Here is a 20,589-nt window from a genome sequence, read left to right on the forward strand (position 1 = left end):
CCGCCCGAGACATGGCACCGCCCGGCCGGAGGCGGTTCAACTGAACCCAGAGAACCCGGAACCGGTCGATTGCACATCACCCACACGGGAGGCGTCCGATGACAACACCTCTGGCCGACTACGCGCAGTTCGCCGGAAAGCGGATCGCGATCGTCGAGCACATGCAGAACCACCCCTTCGTCCTGGGTCTGAAGCAGGCTCAGGAACACGGCCTCGAAGTGTGGCTGCTGACGGGTGACCGGTCCTGGTACACCCATGGACACGACTGGGACACCCACCCGCTGTCCATCGTGGACCGGGTGATCGACGTCGACACCACCGACCTCGACGCCGTTCTGGCCGCGACCACCGGCGAGGACGGTGCGCCCCTGGTGGACGGCCTCACCTCGTTCTCCGACTACCACACCGAGCTTGCGGCGCACGCCGCGCGCCGCCTCGGCCTGCCGGGGCCCGACCCGGACGCCGTGCGCACCGCCAACATCAAGGACCACCTGCGGATCGCGCTCGGCGACCAGCCGTTCAACATCCCCCATGTGCTGGTCAGCCATCGGGGCCAGCTCGACGAGGCGGCCCGCCGGCTCGGCTTCCCGATGATCGCCAAGCCCCCGGCCGAAGCGATCAGTTACGGGGTGCGCAGGGTCGACGACCTCGCCGGGCTCATCGAGGCGTGGGAGGAGCTCTCCACCGTCCGGCACAGCCTCCGCGGCCAGCCCCGCTCCGGTGACGTCCTGCTGGAGCAGTACGTCGAGGGCGAGGAGGTCAGCGTCGAGACGATGACCGTGGACGGGCACACCCACGTCTTCGGCGTCACCTCCAAGGACCTCTTCGGCGACCCCGCGTACATCGAGTGCGGGCACACCTTTCCCGTACCGCTCCCCGACGACGAGCGTGACGAGCTGTACAGGGTGGTCCGCACGACCCTGGAGATGATCGGTTACCGGCACGGTCCCTGCCACACCGAGGTCCGGCGCACCGAGTCCGGCTGGCGGATCATCGAGGCCAACCCGCGCACCCCGTCCAGCTGCATGACCATGCTGGTGACCGACGTCACCGGCCGCAGCCCGATCCTGGACGCCTGGCTGCTCACCATCGGCGTCACCCCGCCGATCGAGCCTGTCGTCCACCGCGGCGGTGCCGCGGTCCGCATGATCTACCCCACCCGGCGCGGGACCCTCGCACGCATCGACGGGCTGGATGCCGCGGCGGCCGTGGCGGACGTCCAGGTGCTGCTGCACGTCGAGAAGGGCGACCACCTGCTCCAGCGCATGGACAACTCCTCGTGCGTCGGTTTCACCTACTGCAACGGCCCCGACCGGGTGGCCGCCCAGGAACTCGCGGACAAGGCCGCCGCTCTGCTGGACTTCGTCGTCGAGGAAGAGCTTCGGTGAGCCCGTATACCGAACCCGTCGCACCGGCGGGCCCGGACGGCGTACGCGCGGTCGCGAACGCCGCAGGGCTGGAGGCGGCGGGCTGGAACTCCCTGCTGGGCGCGGAGGACTTCTTCCAGACCCCCCGGTGGCTCACCGTGCAGGAGCACAACTCCGGTACGGCGATGGACTTCCTCGTGCGCGACCGGGGCGGCATCCCGGTCGCCGGGCTGGTGACCGCATGGGCCGACACCTCCGTCGCCTGGCTCCTCGCCCGGCCGGACGCCATGCTGAAGCGCGCCCTGGAGCAGGACGTTCCGGAGGCCGTCGGCGTGCTTCGCGACGTCGCCGCGGGTGACCCGGACACCCTGCTGCCCTCTTTGGTGTGCGGAGGACGACACCTGGGCCGCACCCGGACGCTCGCTTCCGCCGACGCCACGGAGCAGGACCTCGCAGCCCTGCTGGAGAAGGCCGAGACGATGGCGGCGGACCGGAACGCGGCCACCGTCTGCTTCCCGCACGTCGACGTACGCGACACGCCTCTGGTCGCCCTGCTGGAGCGCCGCGGCTACAGCAACCACCCCTCCGACCACTACGCCTGGCTGGACATCCCGCCGGGCGGCTTCGAGCAGTTCGTCGAGGAGATGAGCGCCCACCGCCGCCGCCGGGTGCGCCTGGAACGCCGGGCGCTCACCGAGGCAGGCGTCGAGGTGAACGTCGAGCCGCTGACCCAGGCGCTCTGCCCCCGCCTCGGACAGCTCGACGCCAACCTCCTGCGCAAGTACGGGAATCCGGCCAGCGACGAGGGCTCTGCCCGCATGATCGGACGGATCGCCGAGATCATGGGCGACGACGTCCTGGTGTCCGTGGCGCGCCAGCGCGGCAGCATCATCGGCTTCGGCATGGTGCTGCGGTCCCGGGCCCGCGGCGAGGAGCAGTGGTACGGACACCGCGCCGGGTTCGACTACGAGGCCCAGGGCAAGCTGCCGCTCTACTACGACGTCCTGTACTACCAGGTGCTGGACGCCGCCGCCAAGGAGGGCGCCACCGTCCTGCACGCCGGGATCGGCAGCGTCAAGGCGAAGCTCGCCCGGGGCTGCCAGGCCAGCGAGCAGCGCTCCTACCTGCTGCCGATACCCCGCACCGAAGGCACCGCGGGCGCGCCCGCCGACGACCGGGAGACGACCACACGATGAGCGCCGACACCGACCTCCAGGAAGGCGGCGGCTGGAACGCCGCCGTCGGAGCGAGCGTCAGCCCCTCCGGCCGTCGCGGGGGCACCCTGCGGCTGGTGTCCTCCGCCGACGTCGACTCCCTCGACCCCGCGCGCACCTATTACGTCTGGGTATGGCTGCTGCAACGCCTGCTCAACCGCACCCTGATGGCCTACCCCACCGACCCGGGGCCGGCAGGCCTCGTCCCCGTACCCGACCTCGCCGAGGCGCCGGGGGTACCGAGCGACGGCAACCGGACCTGGACCTACCGGCTCCGCGAAGGCGTCCGCTTCGACGACGGCACCCCGGTGACCTCGGCCGACGTACGCTATGCCGTCCAGCGGATCTTCGCCCAGGACGTGCTCCCCGGCGGCCCGACCTACCTGGTGCCGCTCCTGGACGACCCGGACCGCCCGTACGCCGGGCCCTACCGCGACGACGCCGAGGACGGCCTGCCCGCCGTGCTCACCCCCGACCCGCGCACGATCGTCTTCCGGCTGCGCACCCCGTTCTCCGACTTCGACCATCTGATGGCCCAGCCCTGCGTCTCCCCGGTGCCCCGGCAGGCCGACACCGGCGCCCTCTACGGCGACGACCCGCGCTGCACCGGTCCCTACCGTGTGGCCGGTCACCGGCCGGGCAGCAGACTCCTGCTGGAACGCAACCCCCACTGGGACCGGACCACCGACCCGGTGCGGCCCGCACTCCCGGACCGGGTGGACGTGACCATCGGCCTCGACCCCGACGAGATGGACGAGCGGCTGACGGCGGGGGAGTTCGACATCAACCTGGAGGGCCGCGGCCTCCAGCACGCCGCCCAGCACCGCCTGGCCGATGACCCCGTGCTGCGCTCACGCACCGACAACCCGAAAACGAGCTTCCTGCACTTCGTCTCGCTCCAGCCCCACATACCGCCCTTCGACAACGTGCACGTACGCCGGGCCGTGCACTACGCGGCCGACAAGATCCTGCTCCAGGAAGCACGCGGCGGGCCGGTCACCGGAGGCGATCTGACCACCGCGCTCTTCCCTCCGAGGCTCGCCGCCCACCAGCCGCTGGACCGTTACCCGACCGGCCCGGATCTGCGCGGCGACCTCGACGCCGCCCGTGCCGAACTCCGGGCCGCCGGACTGCCCGACGGTTTCGACGCGGTCATCGGCACCCAGCGCGGAAAGTTCCGGCTGGTCGCCGACGCGGTCGTGGAGTCCGTCGCCCGGGTCGGCATCCGGCTGACCGTCAAGGAACTCGACGTCGCCACCTACTTCAGCCAGGGCGCGGGTTCACCGGAGACCATCCGCAAGCACGGGCTCGGCCTGATCGTCACCGACTGGGGCGCCGACTTCCCCACCGAGTACGGCTTCCTGGCACCTCTGGTGGACGGCCGGCTGATCCGTCCCGGCGGCGGCAACTGGAACATCGCCGAACTCGACGACCCGAAGATCAACGAACTGATCGACACGGGGCTGCACACCGCCGACCCCGCCTCCCGCGCCGAACTGTGGCGCGAGGTGGAGCGCCGGGTCATGGACCATGCGGTCATCCTCCCGCTGGTCCACGACAAGACCCTGCACTACCGGGGCCCCCGCGCCACCAACGTCTATGTGCACCCCGCCTTCGGCCTGTACGACATCCAGGCCATGGGCGTCACCGATACCCGCACCGACCGGGAGACCGACACCGTATGAACAACGCAGCAGCGGATCTCCGCTTCGTCCCGCTGGACGCCGGTGACACGGCCACGCTCGACGCCTGGGTCCGGCTGACCACGGACAGCGCCGAGGACGTCCCGCTGTCCGCCGCACCGCCCTGCGCGGCGGACCTGACCGGGTCGGTGCGCTTCGCACCGCCGGACACCACCCTGGCCGGCGAGGTCGCCCTCCTCGGCGGCCAGGCCGTCGGCGCGCTGCGCCTCGTGCTCCCGGACGGGGCGCCCGTCGCCGTCGTCGACCAGCTGCTGACCGCACCGAAGGAGCGCCGCCAGGGGATCGGGACCGCCCTGTTCCGGCGGGCCCGTGCCCTGGCCGAACAGCACGGCCGAACGCTCCTGGTCGCCGATCTGCTCCAGGCGCTGCACGGCGGGCCGCCCCGGGACGAGGGCCCCGCCGTGTTCGCGGCGGCGCTGGGCGCCACCCCGTCCGACGGCCCGGAGGGCGTCCACCAGTGGCTCGACCTGGACGCGCACGACCCGCTGGCCGACGGCATCCCCGAGGTCCCGGCCGGCTACCGGATCCAGCGGTGGGGGACCGTCACACCCGACGCGTTCGCGATCGCCGTGTCCGAACTCGGCCGGTCCCTCGGCGAGGCGGGCCCGGACACCTGGGACCGGGGGCCCGAGGCGATCCGCACCAGTCATGTGCGGCGCTTCGAGCGCATGCGGGTGGGCCGCGGGCGGCGCGCCTACCACGTGGGCGCCGTCCACGAGGCGACAGGCGAACTGGCCGGCTTCACCAGCGTCTCCAAGACCACGGGCAACCCGGAGCACGCCCTCCAGGGCATGACGGTGGTGGCCTCCGCCCACCGGGGCCACCACCTGGGTCTGCTGCTCAAGCTCGCCAACCTCGCCCATGTACGGGAGTACGAGCCCCGGGTACGGCTGATCGAGACGGCCAACGCCGACGACAACCATCCGATGATCGCCCTCAACGAGGCCATGGGTTTCATCCCTCAGGAACGATGGGTCTCCTGGGAGGCGCCGGCCGCCCCGGCCGGCTGACCGTCCGCCGGCTGCCCGCCGCCCCCCTCGGGGACGCGGGGGGCAGCCGCAGCGCCCGTACGCTCGCGCAGGAAGCGCGGCAGCCAGCCCGTTCCGAGCAACACCCCGGCGACCACGGCCACTCCGCCGGCCACCGCCCATCCGGTGGGCCGCTCGTGCAGCGCAAGCCAGGCACCCGCCATGCCGACCACCGGCACCAGCATCGAGAACGGCGCCACCACACCGGCCGGGTAGCGCTTGAGCAGCGCCGTCCAGATCCCGGATCCCACGACGCTGCCCAGCACCGCGATGTAGACGAGGGCGACCAGGCCAGGCCAGCCGTCGGGGCCGAACGCCGACCCCAAGGCCCGCCATCCCGTGCCGGGCCCCTCCATCACGGCCGACAGCGCCAGCAGCGGCAGCGGCGGGATCACCGCCATCCACAAAGCGAAACGCAAGGGGTACCGGGGCTTCGCCCGGCGGCTCGCCAGATTGCCGACCGCCCAGCCGAGCGCCGCGAGCACGGTCAGCACCAGCGGCAGCAGCGGCGCCGTCCGCGCCCGGTCCACCGCGATCACGGCCATCCCCAGCACCGCGAGACCGATGCCGGCCAGCTGCCGCCCGGAGACCCGCTCGCGCAGCAGCAGCGCCCCCAGCAGTACGGTGAACGGTGCCGACGCCTGCACCACCACGGACGCCAGACCCGACGGCATTCCCTGCTCGATGGCGAGGAACAGCAGCCCGAACTGGGCGACGCCGAAGCCCAGTCCGTACCCGAGCAGCCAGCGCAGCGGCACCCCGGGACGCGGCACGAACAGGACCACGGGCACGGCCAGCACCAGATAGCGCAGCGCTGCCAGGAAGAACGGCGGGAAGTGGTCGAGGCCGACCCGTACCGCAAGGAAGTTCAGTCCCCAGAGCACGGCCACCAGCACGGCCAGCGAGCGGTCCCGGGGGGTCACCGGGAGGTACCGGAGAGCAGGCCGGATTCGATGACGCGGCCGCCCATGCCCCGCAGGAACTGCCCGTCGCCGATGAGCTTCTGGTCGTCGGCACACTGCTGGAGCACGACCGTGTACCGGACGCCGCCGGTGTCCTCCAGCAGCCAGCAGAACATCATCACCCCGGGGCACGAACCGCCCTTGAACACCGCGCGGGGCCAGCGGTCCGAGTCGATCGGGACTCCTGGGTACGCCGTCAGGATGTCATCGACGATCCCGCTCGCGTCCCGTATCCCGTCCTCCACCAGTGCGTCCAGGACCCGTGCCACGTCCCAGGCGCTCATGTGCCAGTCCAGCCCCAACCGGTGCACGGCAGGCCCGAGATCGGAACCGCGCACGGTCATCGGGCCGGCGATCCGCTCCAGCAGTCGCCTGCGGCCCGCCTCGCCGGAGCCGACCCACTCGGCCCGCAGCTCCGGTGTGCCCCAGCCGATCTCGAAGACCTCATGGCTCGTCAGGAACGGCCGCAGCAACGACGGATCGCTGTGCGCGGCGTCCCGCACGGCCCGCTCCACCGCGTCCCGGCCCAGCAGGTCCTGAATCAGGTCGGCGGCGGTGTTGTCGCTCATCGCGATCATCTTGTACGCCGTCTCGCGCACCGACACCCGGGAGCCGTCCGGCAGCTCCTGCATGTCACCGGTGGGCAGGCTGCGCAGGGCGGGGGAGACCGTCACCTCGTCGTCCCACCGCACGGTGCCGGCGGCCACCGCCTTGGCCAGTGCCCGCATCAGATACAGCTTGTACGAGGAGCCGTTGGGCATCGGCCGGTCCGCGTCCTTGGCGTACAGGGTCTCGGTCACCCCGCCGGCCACCCGGGTCACCAGCGCCGACCAGGTCACCCCTGGTTGCTCCAGTGCCCGCGCCAGGTCGCCCCACGCGGACACCGGCGGTGTCACCACCTCCGGGCCCAGATGCAGGACACGGATCAGCCCCGTGGAGTCGAGCGTCAGCGACAGAGTGGAGCGGACCCCCGGCGGACCTTCCAGGGTCACCCACGACTTGTGGGCCACGGGCTGATAGTCGACGACCGTGAACGGGCCCATGTCGCGCCACTGTTCGAGCGTCGCGGCGAAGCCCTGCGGATGCCGCGCCAGGAACACCGGGACGAAGCTCTCGGACAGGTCCTCGTCCCGGGGCGCCCCAGGGGCGGTGAGCAGCTCCACCGCCCAGCGGCTGCGGCGTCCGAGCGGGGTGTCGTCCCCGTCGAGCGCCGCCTGCGCATGGGGGCGTACGGAGCCGTCGGAACCGGGCAGATCGATCATCATCGCTCCTCGACGGCCGTTGCCGACCGGTGGTGTCAGTCCTCGGTGACTGTGATGGCCGTGCAGGGGCAGAGTTCGGCGCACAGCCGGACCGTCTCGTGCAGTTCGGGCTGTGGCTCGGCCACCAGCAGGACCACGGTGCCGGTGTCCGGATCCTGGTCGAAGACCTGCGGTTCCGTCGCCGCGCAGCGGCCCATCGCACAGCAGGCGTCCGTGTCCACGGCCACGGTCAGCCGACCGGCGCTCACCAGGTCACCGGCAGCGCGCCGAGCCCGTAACTGGACACCTCGTGCCTGAAGTCCAGTTCGTCGAACGGGACGGCGAGCCGGGCGCCGGGCATCCAGCGCAGCACGGCGGCCAGCATCTCCTCCAGCTCCACCTTGGCCAGCCACTGGCCGAGGCACTGGTGGATGCCGTGGCCGAAGGCCAGGTGGCGGCGGGCGTCCCGGTGCGGGTCCAGGGTGTCGGGGTCGGGGAAGAGCGACTCGTCGCGGTTGCCGGCCGACAGGGACACGACCACGCCCTCGCCCGCCCGGATCGTCACGTCGCCGAGTTCCACGTCCTCCAGCGCGGCGCGGGCGAGGCCGTTCTGCACGATGGAGTGGTACCGCAGCAGTTCCTCGACCGCCTTCGGCAGCAGCTCGGGGTCCTTGGCCAGCGCCTCGGCCAGGCCCTGGTCGGTGACCAGGCTCAGCAGGCCGAGACTCGCCTGGCTGGTCGTCGTACCGTGCCCGGCGACCAGCAGCAGCCGGCACATCGGGACCATCTCCTCGACGGTCAGTCTGCCCTTGCGCACCTGGTCGACGACGAGCCGGCTCAGCAGGTCCTCGCCCGGCTCGGGCATCCGCATGCGCTCCTCGACCACGTCGCGCAGCAGGCCGTCCAGCTCGTCGCGGGCGGCGGCGACCTGCTCCGGCCGGTACCCGCGGTCTATGAGAATTCCGGCGCGGTTCTCGATCAGTTCGCGCTGCTCGTCGGAGACACCGAAGAGCAGCGCGATCACACGGGAGGGGACGGGGATCGTCAGCCCGCGCACCAGGTCCACCGGGCGCTCGCCCCCGACCAGTTCGCCGAGCATGCCGTCCAGGTGCTCCCGCAGCACGGGCCGCATCGCCTCGGCCCTGCCGTGCAGGAAGTCACGGGTGAGCATGGACCGCAGCCTCGTGTGGTCGGGGTCGTCCATGCGGATGAACGAAGCGGTGTGCGGCTTGTCCCGCACCAGGACGGACGTGGTGGTCATCATCGGGAAGCCGGGGGCGCTGGTCACCGCGGTGAACCTGCGGTCCGCGAGAACCGCGCGGACGTGCGGATGGGCCGTCACCAGCCACACCTGGCTGCCGTCCCACATCGTGATGCGGCTGGCGGCGGGGCCGGACCTCAGGAGGGCGAGCGGAGGCGGCGGATCGATCGGGGAGACGCGCTCCATCGGGTAGGACGGCGCGGCCGTCACCTTCGGGGATGCTGCGTCCTGCGTCATGGGTCCCACCTATCGCTGCACGGGCATGCCGACATGAAGTAGCGGCCCCATCCTCACCGCCCGCCCCGCGACCTCCCCTACGGGGCGGACCGACCCGCATAGCCAGCCACGAACGCACATAACAACGGCCCCCGGAGGCCGTTCACCGGGCGTCGGCCCACTGGTACCGTCGGCGCGCCGCACCGTCGGACGCCCCTTTCGGCCGGATTGCCGGTCCGGCCCACCACCCCGAGAACGAGGACCACATGAGTTCATCGCTACAGGGACAAGTCGCACTCGTCACAGGTGCCAGCTCGGGAATCGGCCGGGCCACCGCACGCGCCCTCGCCGCAGCCGGAGCCTCGGTCGCTCTCGCCGCCCGCCGCGTCGACCGCCTCGAAGCGCTGCGCGGCGAACTGGAGGCGGAAGGCGCCGTGGTCCAGGTGCTCGACCTGGACATCACCGACGAGCAGGCCGTGGCCGCCGCCGTACGCTCCACCGTCGACACGCTCGGCCGACTCGACATCCTGGTGAACAACGCCGGGCTGATGCTGCTGGGACCGGTGGAGAACGCCGACACCACCGACTGGGTCCGGATGATGGACACCAACGTCATGGGCCTGATGTACATGACGCACGCGGCCCTCCCGGAACTGATCAGGAACCAGGGCACAGTCGTCCAGATCTCGTCCATCGCCGCCCGCGTCGTCGGACGCGGCAGTGCCGTCTACAACGCCAGCAAGTTCGCCGTCAACGGCTTCAGCGAGGGGCTGCGCCAGGAGGTCACCGAGCGCGGAGTACGCGTGGTGGTCATCGAGCCGGGCACCGTGGAGACCGAACTGCGCGACCACATCACGCACGCCCCCTCCAAGGCGGCGATCGCCGAACGAGTGGCCAAAATACGACAGTTGCAGAGCGAGGACATAGCCGACGCGGTCCTGTACGCCGTCACCGCGCCCCCGCACGCCACCGTCAACGAGATCTTCATTCGCCCCACCGACCAGGCCTGAACCACGCTCCTCCCGGCGGGCGCCGCACTGCGCGGTGCCCGCCGCCGTGCTGTCCGGGGCCGCTTGCGGTGAGGGGAGCGAGAGGAGAGAACGCCTGCCTAACGTGAGCCGCAACAGGCCGTCACAGGTGAAGAAGAGGCGTCATCCATAACCGTAAGGAAGCCGTCCGTGCCTTCTGCGATACACGTGCCCTCCGTTCCCGACCGGTTGACGCGGTTGCCCCTCTCGCGTTCGGATCTGCGGCTGCTGGACGCGATCGGGCAGTGCGGTGACCTCCCCGAAGCCGCCCGCAGGGCGGGGCTGAGAGCGGCAGCCGCCCAGCGCCGGCTCGACCGGCTGGACCAGGCCACCGGCCTGGGACTGACGCTGCGCGGCGCGCGTACCGCACGGCTGAGCCCGGACGGCGCCCGCGTGCTCGTAGCCGGCCGGCGGTTCTTCCGCCAGGTCGACCAGGCCGTACAGACCGAGATCTACGGGCGCGGCAGCGAGGCGCTGAACGCACCCCGCATCCTGAACATCGCCACCGCCGAACCGCTCATGGAGGACCTGGTCGAGGACGCGGCCGACACGCTGGGCATCCTCCTCTCCGTCAGCCACGACACACCGCACCAGGTGCTCCGCCAGCTCGCCGGGTACCGGGTGGACGCCGCGCACACCTGGGGCCTGAACGCCCTCTCCGACGCGGTCGACCGCACCGTGCGCACGTACGAAGTCCTGGACGACCCGCTCTGGGTGACGCTGCCCCTCGGACACCCGCTGGCGGGCCGTGACACGGTCTCCCTCGCCGATCTGCGGGACGACAACTGGGTGTCCGAGGCCGGGCCCCAGGCCGAGGTCCTGGTGAGCCGCGTCTACCAACTGGCGGGTCTCACCCCGCCCGCCCGCATCCAGGTCACCGGGGCGTCGGTGGCCCGGGGGATGCTGCGGCGCGGAGACGCCATCGGCCTCGGCTCCCCGGCCTGCCCCGCCGTGTTCGCCCCCTCGCTGGTCCGACGCTCGCTGGTCGAGCGGCCCCGGCGGGCCGCCGGACTCCTGGTCGATCCCACCGTCGTCCCCGGCGCCCTCGCCCAGCAGCTGGCCGCGCTGCTCACCGCCCGCTGCCTGAGCCGGTTCACCCGGCACCACGGGGACATGCTGGGCGATCCGTGGTGGGCCGAATGGCTACGCGGGCAGCGAGCGGGGCTGGAGCGGCGCACCGAAGCCGCACGCAGCCTCCAGGCCCCGCCGGCGCTGCCCGACGAGTCGATCCAGGTCGATGTGGAGGACCTCCATCTGCTGCGCGCGGTGTCCGCCCACGGCAGCATCAACCGTGCCGCGACCGTTCTGTCCATCAGCCAGTCGGCTCTCACCCGTCGTATCCACCGACTCGAACTCCGTCTGGGTGCAGGGCTGTTGCTACGCAGCTCGCGCGGCACGGACCTGACGGCGCCGACCCGGCAGTTCCTGGCACGGCTGGCCGGCTTCGAGGCCGAACTCCATGCGGTGGGCCTCACGGGCGGCGCGGGGGAGGCCCTGCCGCATGCGGAGCCGGGCGGCGGCACGCAGCGCCGCACGCACCGGGGCGGCGCGGTGCGTGCGGGACGGACCGCGCCCGAACGGACCGCGGTGCGGTCCGCAGTCGCCGGCCGGAACTGACACTGCGGCGGGAGGGCCGGCGGGCAAGGTCCGCCGGCCGCCCCGGCGGGTGTCAGCGGGCGCCCAGCGCGACGTAGTCGTACATCCCGAAGGACCCCGTGACGAACACGTTGCGCGCGTCGGGGTGGCGGTAGAGCAACGAGCGCGGATAGAGGTAGGGCACGATCACGGCATGGTCCATGGTCAGCCGGTCGATGCGGTGCCAGATGGCCGCGCGCTCCTCCAGGTCGCCGCTGACGGCACCCCGGTCGAGCAGGGCGTTGATCTCCGGGTCGTCCAGCTCACCCATGTTCTGGTTGCCGCGCTCCTTGATCGCGCGCCCATCCACGATCTGCTGGAAGAAGCCGTATCCGTCGGGGAAGTCGGCCCCCCACCCGAACATGATGATTCCGATGCCGTGCTCGCGCAGGTACGAGGGGCTGCCGCCGTAGCGGTCGAAGTAGTCGCCGGACGGGAAGTCCAGCACCTCGGCCTCGATGCCGACGCGGGCCAGCCCGGCCGAGAGCGCCTCGGCCGCCCGGTACTCCTTGAGGCGGTCCTTGCGGGCCGCGATCTTCGTGCGGAAGCCGTCCGGCAGGCCGGCCAGGGCCAGTTCGGCGCGGGCCGCCTCCAGGTCCCCGGTGCCGTCCTCGCCGACGGGGTAGCGGTCGAAGGGCTGGTAGCCGTCGATGGTCGGCGGAAGGATCGTGGTGGCGATGTCACCGCCGACGGGGCCTCCGTACGCCGCTTGCATGGCCGCCTTGTCGGTGGCGAACTGCACCGCGCGCCGGCAGTGCACGTTGTCGAACGGGGTGATCCGGCTGGACAGGCAGTAGATCCAGGTGAAACCGGTCAGCGGGTTGTCGGCGTTGGCCCGCAGCGCGGGGTCGGCCAGGATGCGTTCCTGGACAGCGGGCTGCACCCCGAATCCCGCGAGGTCGATGTGCGCCTCCCCGGCCAGCAGCATCAGGTCCACCTCGTGCGGGTCCTTGCCCAGGTGCACCTCGACGCGCTCGGCCCGCTGCCGCCGTACGGGGTCGGTCGCCGGGTCCCAGTGGGGGTTGCGCTCCAGGACGACGAGCCTGCCGCGCTCGTAGGACTCGACACGGTACGGTCCGGTCGCCACGGGGCCGAGCCGGTAGCCGATACCGGTGTCCCGGGCCCTGGGGACCGGAGTGGTGCTCGGCATGGTGGCCAAGAGGTCCATGCCGGCGAAGGGCTCGGTCAGCCGCAGCACCAGGGTGCGGTCGTCGGGGGTCTCGACGGTGAGCGGACCGTCCACCTCGGGCTCGCGCCAGGGGCCGCCGTAGTCGGTGCCCAGCAGGTGACGGAAGTAGGTGGGGCCGACGCCCAGCACGTCCGTACCGTAGTTGCTCCTGGCGATCGCGTACTTGACGTCCGCCGAGACGACGGGGGTGCCGTCCTCGTAACGCAGGCCCGGACGCAGCCGGTACGTCCAGGTCCGCCCGCCGTCCGAGGCCTCACCGAGCGACTCGGCCAGGTCGGGGACCAGTCGCTGGCCGGCCTTGCCGGGCGCGGTGTCGAAGGTGACCAGTGTCCGGCCGATCAGGCGCAAGAAGTTCCAGGTGTACGCGTAGTACGTGTTGCCGGGGTCGAGCGAGTCGAAGTCGTCGGTGCGCACCAGGCGGAGGGTTCCGCCCAGCGTGTCGGTCGGGGCGACCACGCCGTCGACGGCGGCGTCGAAGCCGGTGGTGCCCGACTGTTCGGTCTCCATGTCCCAGCCCTTCTCGCGGTGATTTCCGCGCAAGTCTGCGGGTGCGCGGCTGCCCGGAGAGGGGCGGGGAGGCATGGGCGCATAGCCGACGGCGGGTCGGTATAGCGGGAGAGTTCGGTGAGAGGTGGTGGAGAGCCCCGGCTGATTGGCTCGCGTCCCCCCACGCGCGAAGCGGACGCCCGCTTCCCCCCACGCGCGACGCGGGCGTCCGGACGAGAGGCGAGTAGAACGTGTCCCGAAGAAGGAAATGGCATATACCTGTCATCACCGTCGCGGCTGCGGCATTGCTGGCGGGCTACCCGTCGGTGTCGATGGCCAAGACCCCCACCCCACCCCCCGGAGCCGCCCAGGGGTGGTCCCAGAAGGACGAGGCCGACGCTGCCAAGCCTGGTCCCGCCGAGCTCCCCGAGGCCGTTCCGGCCGGCGACCGTGCGGAACTGCTCGGCTCCGGCTACCGCACCTCCGACGACCTGGCCTGGACGACTTCGGGTGACGCCACCGGCTTCCACGTCATGGTCGCCGCCGCCGAGGACGGCTACCACTGGCGGACCGCGGCGACGCTGTCCGAGCCAGGCTTCGACACCGACACCTGGATCGGCAACGCCTGCCTCACCGCCTCAGGCAAGCGCGCCGCCGTCACCTACGCGCCCCGCACCTTCACCAACAAGCCCGCGCTGATGACCCGCGGCGCCTTCACCGCGATCGTCGACCTGACGACCGGCGCGGTCACCAAGCTCCCCGTCCAGTCCAGCCTGAGCTACTTCTCACCCGGCTGCGGCACCACGGAGAAGGCCGTCTTCTCGCAGTTCTCCGACGACGAATCGGAACGCAACGAGACCCGTCTCGTCGGCGTGGACACCGCGAGCGGCAAGGCGGCGAAGCCGCTGAAGCTGCCCGGCCAGGTCACCTCCGCCGTCCCCCTCGCGGACGGCTACGCCGCCGCGCAGGGCGCCCGCCTGGTCCGCGTCACCACCTCCGGCGACGTACGCGTCGCCGCCCGTACGGCAGCGGTGCCCTTCCAGCTCACGGCTGCCGCGGACGGCTCGGTCGTCTACATCGACCGGCCCGGCACCGACCGGTCCGCGAAGACCAAGGCCGTCACCGAGCGCGCGGAGGTCCGGCGCGCCCCGGCCTCGCTCTTCGGCGCCGCCGCCGAGGCCACCGGAACCACCCGACGCCTGGCCACCGGCGCACTCGCCGACTTCGACCTGTCCCGCGCCGCCCGCACCGGCACGGTCTACGTCACCGGGAAGGCCGAGGCCGCCGGCACCCTGCCCGCGTCCGTGCGCATGCCCTCGGGTGTGGCCAAGGACGCGGTCCTGTCCACCCGGGGCGACGCCGCCGTCACCACCGCATGGGCCGACGGCAAGGACTCCAGGATCTCGCCGCAGGAAGCCGCCTCGGCGCGGACCGCACGGACCGGGATGAAGTTCCTGGACACCGGACGCAGCGTCACCCTGGACGCCAGGCCCGGCACGACGGTCGGCTCGACCGCGAAGACAGCGGAGGGCCTCGTCACCTCCCCGGCACTCACCCGCGGGACCGCGGCGGCGGCACCGAAGCTCGCGGCGGCCTCACCGACCAATCCCGTCGAGGACGAGCGCTACTGCTCGGTGCCGCGCGGAGACGTCCGCAAGCAGGCCTTCCAGCCCACCCCGCGGCAGGTCGAGTGGGCCGTGGACCAGGCCGTGGTCGGGAAGCTCAACACACACGTCTCCCGTGCCGCCAACTGGAAGAACACCGGGATGACGGCCGCCTACCAGCCGCAGTCCCTCTTCCCCCTCAAGACCATGGCGGGCGACCCCAACGGAACACCTGACGCGGCCGACGGATACCACATTCCCGCGCAGGTGATGCTGGGCGTGACCGCTCAGGAATCCAACATGTGGCAGGCCACCAGGTTCGCCGTACCGGGTGTCACGGCGAACACCCTGATCGGCAACTACTACGGCATCAGCCACGGTGCCGACGGGGAGACCCCTGATCCGTGGGCCGTCAACTGGGCCGCTTCCGACTGCGGTTACGGCATCGTCCAGGTGACCGACGGCATGCGCATGGCCGGGCACGAGAAGCCCGGTGAGACGGCGCTGTCCGTGCAGAAGCAGGAGGCCGTCGCCCTCGACTACACCGCCAACATCGCCGCGGGCGTCAACATCCTCGTGGACAAGTGGAACCAGACGTACAGCGCCGGGATGACCGTCAACGACGGCGGACCGGAGTACATCGAGAACTGGTTCTTCGCGCTCTGGGCGTACAACTCCGGCTTCTACCCCCAGTCCAGCGCCGGGTCGCACGGCGGCCACTGGGGCGTCGGCTACACCAACAACCCGGCCAACGCGCTGTGGAAGGCCAACCGCACCCCGTTCCTGGAGAATTCGGGCGGCGGGGACGACTACTCCCACGCCGCCCACCCGCAGGACTGGCCCTACCAGGAGAAGGTCATCGGCTGGGCCGCCCGCCCGATCTCGGCGATGTTCGCCCCGGGCGACTTCCAGCCCGGATACCGCGCAGCCTGGTGGACGGACCCGCTCTACCGCACCTCGGCCAAGCCGCCGCTCGGGACGTTCTGCGACTCCTCCAACAACTGCGACCCCAGCAAGATCAAGGAGGGCGACACCGACACCAACGGGGCGTGCCAGCTCAACAACCCGGCGGACGAGTTCTTCCTGCACTGCTGGTGGAACAAGAAGGCGGCCTGGAAGAACTGCGAGTCCGCGGCCACCTGCGGATTCGCCCTGCACCGCTTCGACGCCACCTATCCCGAACAGCCCGACGGCAACGCCTACCCGCCCCGGTGCTCCAGCGGGCTCCCCTCCGGTACGTATGTGATCGACGACGTGGCCTCGGGCGTCACCCCGGCCGGTTCGGCCGCGCGAAGTTGCGGGGCGACGACCTCACCCGGCACCTTCGGCTTCACCTTCTCGGCCGACGGCGCCAACTACCCGGGCAAGATCGACACCCATCAGATCGGGGCCGGCTACGGCAACCACTTCTGGTTCTCGCACACCAGGAATCAGGCGACCGGTGACGGCGCCCGGATGCGTACGACCGGCACCTGGACCCTGACCAACGGCATGACCGGCTGGGCCCGGGTCTGGGTGCACCTCCCCGACCACGGAGCCCACACCCGGCAGGCCACCTACACGATCTCCGGGACCAACAGCACCAGCCCGGTACGCGTGCACCCGCAGCGCGTCCTGGAGAACAAGTGGGTCTCCCTCGGGGTGTTCCAGTTCACCAGCACCCCGAAGATCGCCCTCTCCACGCACGCGGCCGACGGCAACGGGTCCGAGGACGTCGCATGGGACGCCGTCGGCTTCCAGCCGCTGTCGGCCAAGCCCAAGGACATGGTCGTCGCGATGGGCGACTCCTACTCCTCGGGCGAGGGCGCCTCGGCCGCGGGCGGCGTCGACTACTACAAGGAGACCAACTACCGGGACCCCAGCAACCCCTCGACCCGCGACGCCTGCCACCGCTCGACCAAGGCATGGTCCCGTCAGGCCACCATCCCGGGCCGTTCGGCATCCGTGGGATCCCTGGACGACAGCCGTTCCGCGGCCATGGACTACCACCTCGTCGCCTGCTCCGGCGCCCGCACGTACAACATCGCATCCGTCGGCGAGAACGGCGAACTGCCCCAGCTGTCCAAGGGCTACCTCGACCAGAACACCACGCTGGTGACGATCTCCGTCGGCGGCAACGACGCCCGGTTCGCCTACATCATCCAGAAGTGCATCTTCGGCGGCATCGGCTGGCCGACGCTGTGCCAGAACCAGACGTTCGAGGACGACGACTCCCACGTGGACGACGCGGCCTACCAGGGGCTGGACATCGGTGTGGCGGCCGAGCGCCTGGCCAAGGAACGGGTGCGTCCGGCCATCACCGACGCCCTGAAGAAGATCCAGGCGAAGGCACCCAACGCCAAGATCGTCCTGATGGGGTACCCGCCGCTGCTGGAGGGGGCGGGGCAGTGCATCCCCGGCATCGGCACCGAGGAGGCCCCCTGGCTGAACAGCATGGCCAGCACCCTCGCCACCGAGATGCAGGGCGCCGTGGACGACGCCAAGACCGCCGGAGCCAAGGCCTGGTACTCCAACCCCGCCCAGAACTTCGCGGGCAAGGCCGTCTGTGGCGACCCCGAACAGGTCCACGGCATCGTGCTGGACCTGGTGGAGAGCGACGAGCCGCAGATCGACTGGCCGATCCTGCAACTCGGAGCCTCCGCCCAGTCCTTCCATCCGAAGGTCGGAGGAGCCCGGCTGTACGCGGACTCCCTCGAGCGGACGATGGGGGGCATGGGTCTCTGATCCACGGCACCCGACGGGCCCTCCCCACCAGGGGAGGGCCCTGGACCGGAGGTGAGCGATGAGAAAGGTGTCCCGCCGCGGTGACATCACGGCGGCCCTGCTGCTCCTCCTGCCGGACGCGGTCCTGCTGGCGGTCCTGCTCTTCGGGGTGCTGATCTCCGGGGGCCTGACGGGCAGTCCGGACCGGGTCGCGGCGGGCCGCGAGGCGTCCCGGGCCGCGCTGGTCTGCCTGGCCGCCCTCCTGCTCTCCGGCGGCATCGCGGCCGCCGTGCGCGCATGGGTCACCGCGGCAGTGCAGGTGGTCGTGCTGGGAGGCGCGGCCCTCGCCTGTACGGGGTTCGGCTCCTGAGACACCGCAGCGCTCCCCGGCAATGAGGCCGGGGAGCGCTGCGGTGTCAGGGCGGGTCAGTGCCGGGCCATGCCCGGCACCGCCGAGAGCATGTCGGCGTCCTGGCGGAGGATCGCCCGCTCCAGCGTGGTCAGCCTGGGGCCGGGGTCGATTCCCAGCTCGTCGGTCAGGGTATTGCGGGCCCTTCGGAACACGGCGAGCGCGTCGGCCTGCCGGCCACTGAGATACAGCGCCTGCATCAAATGCGCGTACGGCTCCTCCCGGAGGGGATGAAGGGCTATGAGGTCGGTGAGTTCACCAATGGCCTCCTCGTATTGCCCCAGAGATATTTCAAGGCAAATGCGCTGTTGCAGTGCGGCGACGCGTTCCTCTTCCAGCCGGGCCGCGCGGGTCTGCAGCGCACTGCTCGAAATCGTGGCCAGAGCAGGGCCCCGCCAGAGGGCGAGTGCGTCCCTGAGGAGTTCCAGTGCCTCCTCCTTGAGGTCGGCACGGACCAGTTTCTTCGCCGTCGCGACGTTGTGCCGGAAGACGTCGCTGTCGATCTCGCAGTGAGCGGAGTCCAGTTGGTAACCGGAAGCCGTCGACAGGACGGTTTCCTGCGGCGCGCCGACCATGGCCAGTGAGCGGCGGATCATCCACACGCTGGTCTGTAACTGGCCGGCGGCGGTCCGGGGCGGACGTTCACCCCAGAGGTGGGTGATGAGTTCGGGCGTACAGACGGCCCTGCCCGACACAAGTGCGAGGGCGGTGAGAACCCGGAGCTGTCGCTGACCGGCGAGGGGGACCGGCATGTTCCGGGAAAGCATGGAGATCGGACCCAATATGCGAATCTGTACGCCGGCCATAGGGGTTCTCCCGTTCTGCCCGTCCATGGCTGAATTCCACTGCCATGAACTGCTGGATTTTCGCACGCAATATTTTTGTATGCGCTGGTTCATGAAAATACAGTGGTTCCGGCTTCGGCCACTTCGCGTGTAGCGGGGTCTCGGCTCTCTCGATTCGGGAGAGTAATCAGCCAACCTTGCCCCGTCAATGAAGCCGGGACGGGGGGCGGCTGAAAACGGTCGTACCGGAACCGGCGAATAGCATGCGCGGGGAAACTGCAGATTACGTAGGGGAGATGGAGTGGCCGGGAGTGCATGATCGGGAACTGCGCGGAGTAATCGCCGGGGCATATGCCCCTCGCCGTGTGATGGGGTCGCGGCTCCCGGAATGCCGCGCCCAGGCGGAGTGTGTGCTTCCGCTGTGAAGGAGGCGAGGGTCGTGTGCGCCTGCTGAGGTTACGCAGCGCACTTGTCCGGACTCGAAATCGCCGGTTGACTGGTCTAGACCGGTAATGGCAGAAATCATACGCCGAGGAGGCCGTGCGCCGGTTGTCCGGCGCCGAGAAGCGGCGCCGGACAACCGGACTTCCGGCCCCGGACGCCTTCGGGGGCCGGGAGGCGTCCGGGCCCGTGGTTCGGATATCCGGCCCGCTCGACGCCCAGGCGGATCGGCGGTTCAGGACTCCGGGAGCTCCGTGACGTCGAGCAACTCCAGGTGCCGGGGCGTCAGCACACGCGTGCCGCCGCCCGGCTTCCGTCGCTCGGCTGCCTGCATCAGTGCAGTCGCCGCGTCCGGGGACGCGGTGCGGGAGATCCCCGAGTCGCCCAGTGGGGTCACCATGTCGTCGTGATGGCAGGGCAGGAGCACGGGCGGCGACCCCAGTGCGGACAGCAGCCGGTCCGGGTAGCCATGGACGGCGGCGTGTCCGCTCATCCCGATCACCGCCACATCGGGCCGTGCGCCTGCCAGTTCCCGCTCCGCGACGTTGCTGGTGCCGGTCAGAAGGACGGACGGTCCCCCCTCGACGGACACCTGGAAGGCCAGTGTCTGCCCCTCGACGAGGTCGCCCAGGGTCCGGGGCCGCGCGGGAACGGAGTCCCGCGTCCCGGGGGCGAAGGACGTGTAGTCCTGCTGCCTGCTGTGCAGACTGCGGAACACCTCCACGCTGTAGCCGTCGAACTGGAGGTGGTCGCCCCCGCTCACCGCCACCACGTCCGCCATGCGATGTGCGGGGGTGCCCATCGCGCCCAGCAGATGACGCGACGTGGTGTCGCAGAGCGTCCGGATGCGCCGGCCGCCCCAGCCCGGCCGGGACAGCAGGTGCGGCACGTCGGCGAGATGGTCGAAGTGACCGTGGCTGATCAGGATCAGCTCGGGTGTCCCGGTCAGTCCCTCCTCCGCCACGTGCTCCACGGCCTCCGGGTCCAGGCGCAGCGGTAGCGCCGGATCGAGGGCGCCGTCCCCGTCGGCGTACGGCATCCGACTCAGATACGGATCGAAGAGCACGCTGCGGCCCGCGAAGGACAGCTCCCAGCCGGCCACGCCCAGCCAGCGCAGGCCGAGCGCGGTTCTCTTCGGTGCCCGGCGGGCGTGTGCGGTCGGCAGGGGAGCGGCGCCGCCGACCAGCAGGCCCGCCGCCCCCGCGCCCAGCGCGCCCTGGAGGACCGACCTTCGCGACTGACTCATGTGCCACCTCGTTCACGTTGTGCTGATCACCCGTCACCCTACGGATCGGACGCGAGGAGGCTGCACATTTG

At 71.1% G+C, this 20,589-nt stretch carries 15 protein-coding genes; 8 read left to right on the forward strand and 7 right to left on the reverse strand.

Annotated features, from left to right (window positions below; all coding sequences use genetic code 11):
• The first annotated feature begins 98 nt into the window (after positions 1-98).
• The 4 genes from OG257_RS36350 to OG257_RS36365 are packed head-to-tail and all read left to right on the forward strand — an operon-like array spanning position 99 to position 5,294.
• Complete coding sequence (locus OG257_RS36350) at positions 99-1,388, forward strand: ATP-grasp domain-containing protein (RefSeq protein WP_329214604.1); 1,290 nt, start codon at positions 99-101, stop codon at positions 1,386-1,388.
• On the forward strand, positions 1,385-2,563 hold the full coding sequence (locus OG257_RS36355) for a GNAT family N-acetyltransferase (protein WP_329214606.1): 1,179 nt from the start codon (positions 1,385-1,387) through the stop codon (positions 2,561-2,563). Before OG257_RS36350 ends, OG257_RS36355 begins: the two co-directional genes overlap by 4 nt.
• The gene (locus tag OG257_RS36360; RefSeq protein WP_329214608.1) at positions 2,560-4,266 is read left to right on the forward strand and encodes an ABC transporter substrate-binding protein; all 1,707 of its coding nucleotides are present in this window, start codon (positions 2,560-2,562) and stop codon (positions 4,264-4,266) included. Before OG257_RS36355 ends, OG257_RS36360 begins: the two co-directional genes overlap by 4 nt.
• Complete coding sequence (locus tag OG257_RS36365) at positions 4,263-5,294, forward strand: GNAT family N-acetyltransferase (protein WP_329214610.1); 1,032 nt, start codon at positions 4,263-4,265, stop codon at positions 5,292-5,294. The genes OG257_RS36360 and OG257_RS36365 overlap by 4 nt, the downstream gene beginning before the upstream one ends.
• On the opposite strand, the gene OG257_RS36370 is transcribed toward OG257_RS36365, so the two are convergent.
• The 4 genes from OG257_RS36370 to OG257_RS36385 are packed head-to-tail and all read right to left on the reverse strand — an operon-like array spanning position 5,246 to position 9,013.
• Positions 5,246-6,235 (reverse strand): EamA family transporter, encoded by a 990-nt coding sequence (locus OG257_RS36370; RefSeq protein ID WP_329214612.1) that lies wholly within the window; start codon positions 6,233-6,235, stop codon positions 5,246-5,248. The genes OG257_RS36365 and OG257_RS36370 overlap by 49 nt on opposite strands.
• Entirely contained in the window at positions 6,232-7,536 is a 1,305-nt protein-coding gene (locus tag OG257_RS36375) for a Cpe/LpqF family protein (RefSeq protein ID WP_329214614.1), read from the reverse strand. The genes OG257_RS36370 and OG257_RS36375 overlap by 4 nt, the downstream gene beginning before the upstream one ends.
• Positions 7,537-7,571: 35 nt before the next feature.
• Positions 7,572-7,784 carry a ferredoxin gene (locus tag OG257_RS36380; protein ID WP_329214616.1) on the reverse strand — a complete coding sequence of 71 codons (213 nt, stop codon included), beginning with the start codon at positions 7,782-7,784 and terminating at the stop codon, positions 7,572-7,574.
• A complete protein-coding gene (locus OG257_RS36385; protein WP_329214617.1) occupies positions 7,781-9,013 on the reverse strand; it encodes a cytochrome P450 in 1,233 nt (410 codons plus the stop codon). Before OG257_RS36385 ends, OG257_RS36380 begins: the two co-directional genes overlap by 4 nt.
• 245 nt (positions 9,014-9,258) lie before the next feature.
• On the opposite strand from OG257_RS36385, the gene OG257_RS36390 reads away from it, so the two are divergent.
• Positions 9,259-10,002 (forward strand): SDR family oxidoreductase, encoded by a 744-nt coding sequence (locus tag OG257_RS36390; protein ID WP_329214619.1) that lies wholly within the window; start codon positions 9,259-9,261, stop codon positions 10,000-10,002.
• Positions 10,003-10,170: 168 nt separating this feature from the next.
• Positions 10,171-11,637, forward strand: coding sequence for a LysR family transcriptional regulator (locus OG257_RS36395; RefSeq protein ID WP_329214621.1), 1,467 nt, complete (start codon positions 10,171-10,173; stop codon positions 11,635-11,637).
• A gap of 52 nt (positions 11,638-11,689) precedes the next feature.
• On the opposite strand, the gene OG257_RS36400 is transcribed toward OG257_RS36395, so the two are convergent.
• Positions 11,690-13,351 carry an ABC transporter substrate-binding protein gene (locus tag OG257_RS36400; protein WP_329214623.1) on the reverse strand — a complete coding sequence of 554 codons (1,662 nt, stop codon included), beginning with the start codon at positions 13,349-13,351 and terminating at the stop codon, positions 11,690-11,692.
• 311 nt (positions 13,352-13,662) lie between these two features.
• Between OG257_RS36400 and OG257_RS36405 the strand changes: the two genes are divergently transcribed.
• Both OG257_RS36405 and OG257_RS36410 read left to right on the forward strand, forming a co-directional pair.
• On the forward strand, positions 13,663-17,658 hold the full coding sequence (locus tag OG257_RS36405; RefSeq protein ID WP_329214625.1) for an SGNH/GDSL hydrolase family protein: 3,996 nt from the start codon (positions 13,663-13,665) through the stop codon (positions 17,656-17,658).
• Between the two features lie 58 nt (positions 17,659-17,716).
• On the forward strand, positions 17,717-18,007 hold the full coding sequence (locus OG257_RS36410; protein WP_329214627.1) for a transporter: 291 nt from the start codon (positions 17,717-17,719) through the stop codon (positions 18,005-18,007).
• Positions 18,008-18,063: 56 nt separating this feature from the next.
• Here the strand turns inward: OG257_RS36410 and OG257_RS36415 are convergent, their stop codons facing one another.
• Entirely contained in the window at positions 18,064-18,945 is an 882-nt protein-coding gene (locus tag OG257_RS36415; RefSeq protein WP_329214629.1) for an AfsR/SARP family transcriptional regulator, read from the reverse strand.
• Positions 18,946-19,507: 562 nt separating this feature from the next.
• A complete protein-coding gene (locus OG257_RS36420) occupies positions 19,508-20,518 on the reverse strand; it encodes an MBL fold metallo-hydrolase (protein ID WP_329214631.1) in 1,011 nt (336 codons plus the stop codon).
• Positions 20,519-20,589: the final 71 nt, after the last annotated feature.

Source organism: Streptomyces sp. NBC_00683, assembly GCF_036226745.1.
GTDB lineage: Bacteria > Actinomycetota > Actinomycetes > Streptomycetales > Streptomycetaceae > Streptomyces.

Excerpts from the sequence above, each read along its gene's own strand:
- OG257_RS36350 (WP_329214604.1), top strand. The coding sequence starts at position 99 with ATGACAACACCTCTGGCCGACTACGCGCAGTTCGCCGGAAAGCGGATC.
- OG257_RS36360 (WP_329214608.1), top strand. The coding sequence starts at position 2,560 with ATGAGCGCCGACACCGACCTCCAGGAAGGCGGCGGCTGGAACGCCGCC.
- OG257_RS36365 (WP_329214610.1), top strand. The coding sequence starts at position 4,263 with ATGAACAACGCAGCAGCGGATCTCCGCTTCGTCCCGCTGGACGCCGGT.
- OG257_RS36375 (WP_329214614.1), bottom strand. The coding sequence starts at position 7,536 with ATGATCGATCTGCCCGGTTCCGACGGCTCCGTACGCCCCCATGCGCAG.
- OG257_RS36385 (WP_329214617.1), bottom strand. The coding sequence starts at position 9,013 with ATGACGCAGGACGCAGCATCCCCGAAGGTGACGGCCGCGCCGTCCTAC.
- OG257_RS36390 (WP_329214619.1), top strand. The coding sequence starts at position 9,259 with ATGAGTTCATCGCTACAGGGACAAGTCGCACTCGTCACAGGTGCCAGC.
- OG257_RS36400 (WP_329214623.1), bottom strand. The coding sequence starts at position 13,351 with ATGGAGACCGAACAGTCGGGCACCACCGGCTTCGACGCCGCCGTCGAC.
- OG257_RS36405 (WP_329214625.1), top strand. The coding sequence starts at position 13,663 with ATGGCCAAGACCCCCACCCCACCCCCCGGAGCCGCCCAGGGGTGGTCC.
- OG257_RS36410 (WP_329214627.1), top strand. The coding sequence starts at position 17,717 with ATGAGAAAGGTGTCCCGCCGCGGTGACATCACGGCGGCCCTGCTGCTC.
- OG257_RS36415 (WP_329214629.1), bottom strand. The coding sequence starts at position 18,945 with ATGAACCAGCGCATACAAAAATATTGCGTGCGAAAATCCAGCAGTTCA.
- OG257_RS36420 (WP_329214631.1), bottom strand. The coding sequence starts at position 20,518 with ATGAGTCAGTCGCGAAGGTCGGTCCTCCAGGGCGCGCTGGGCGCGGGG.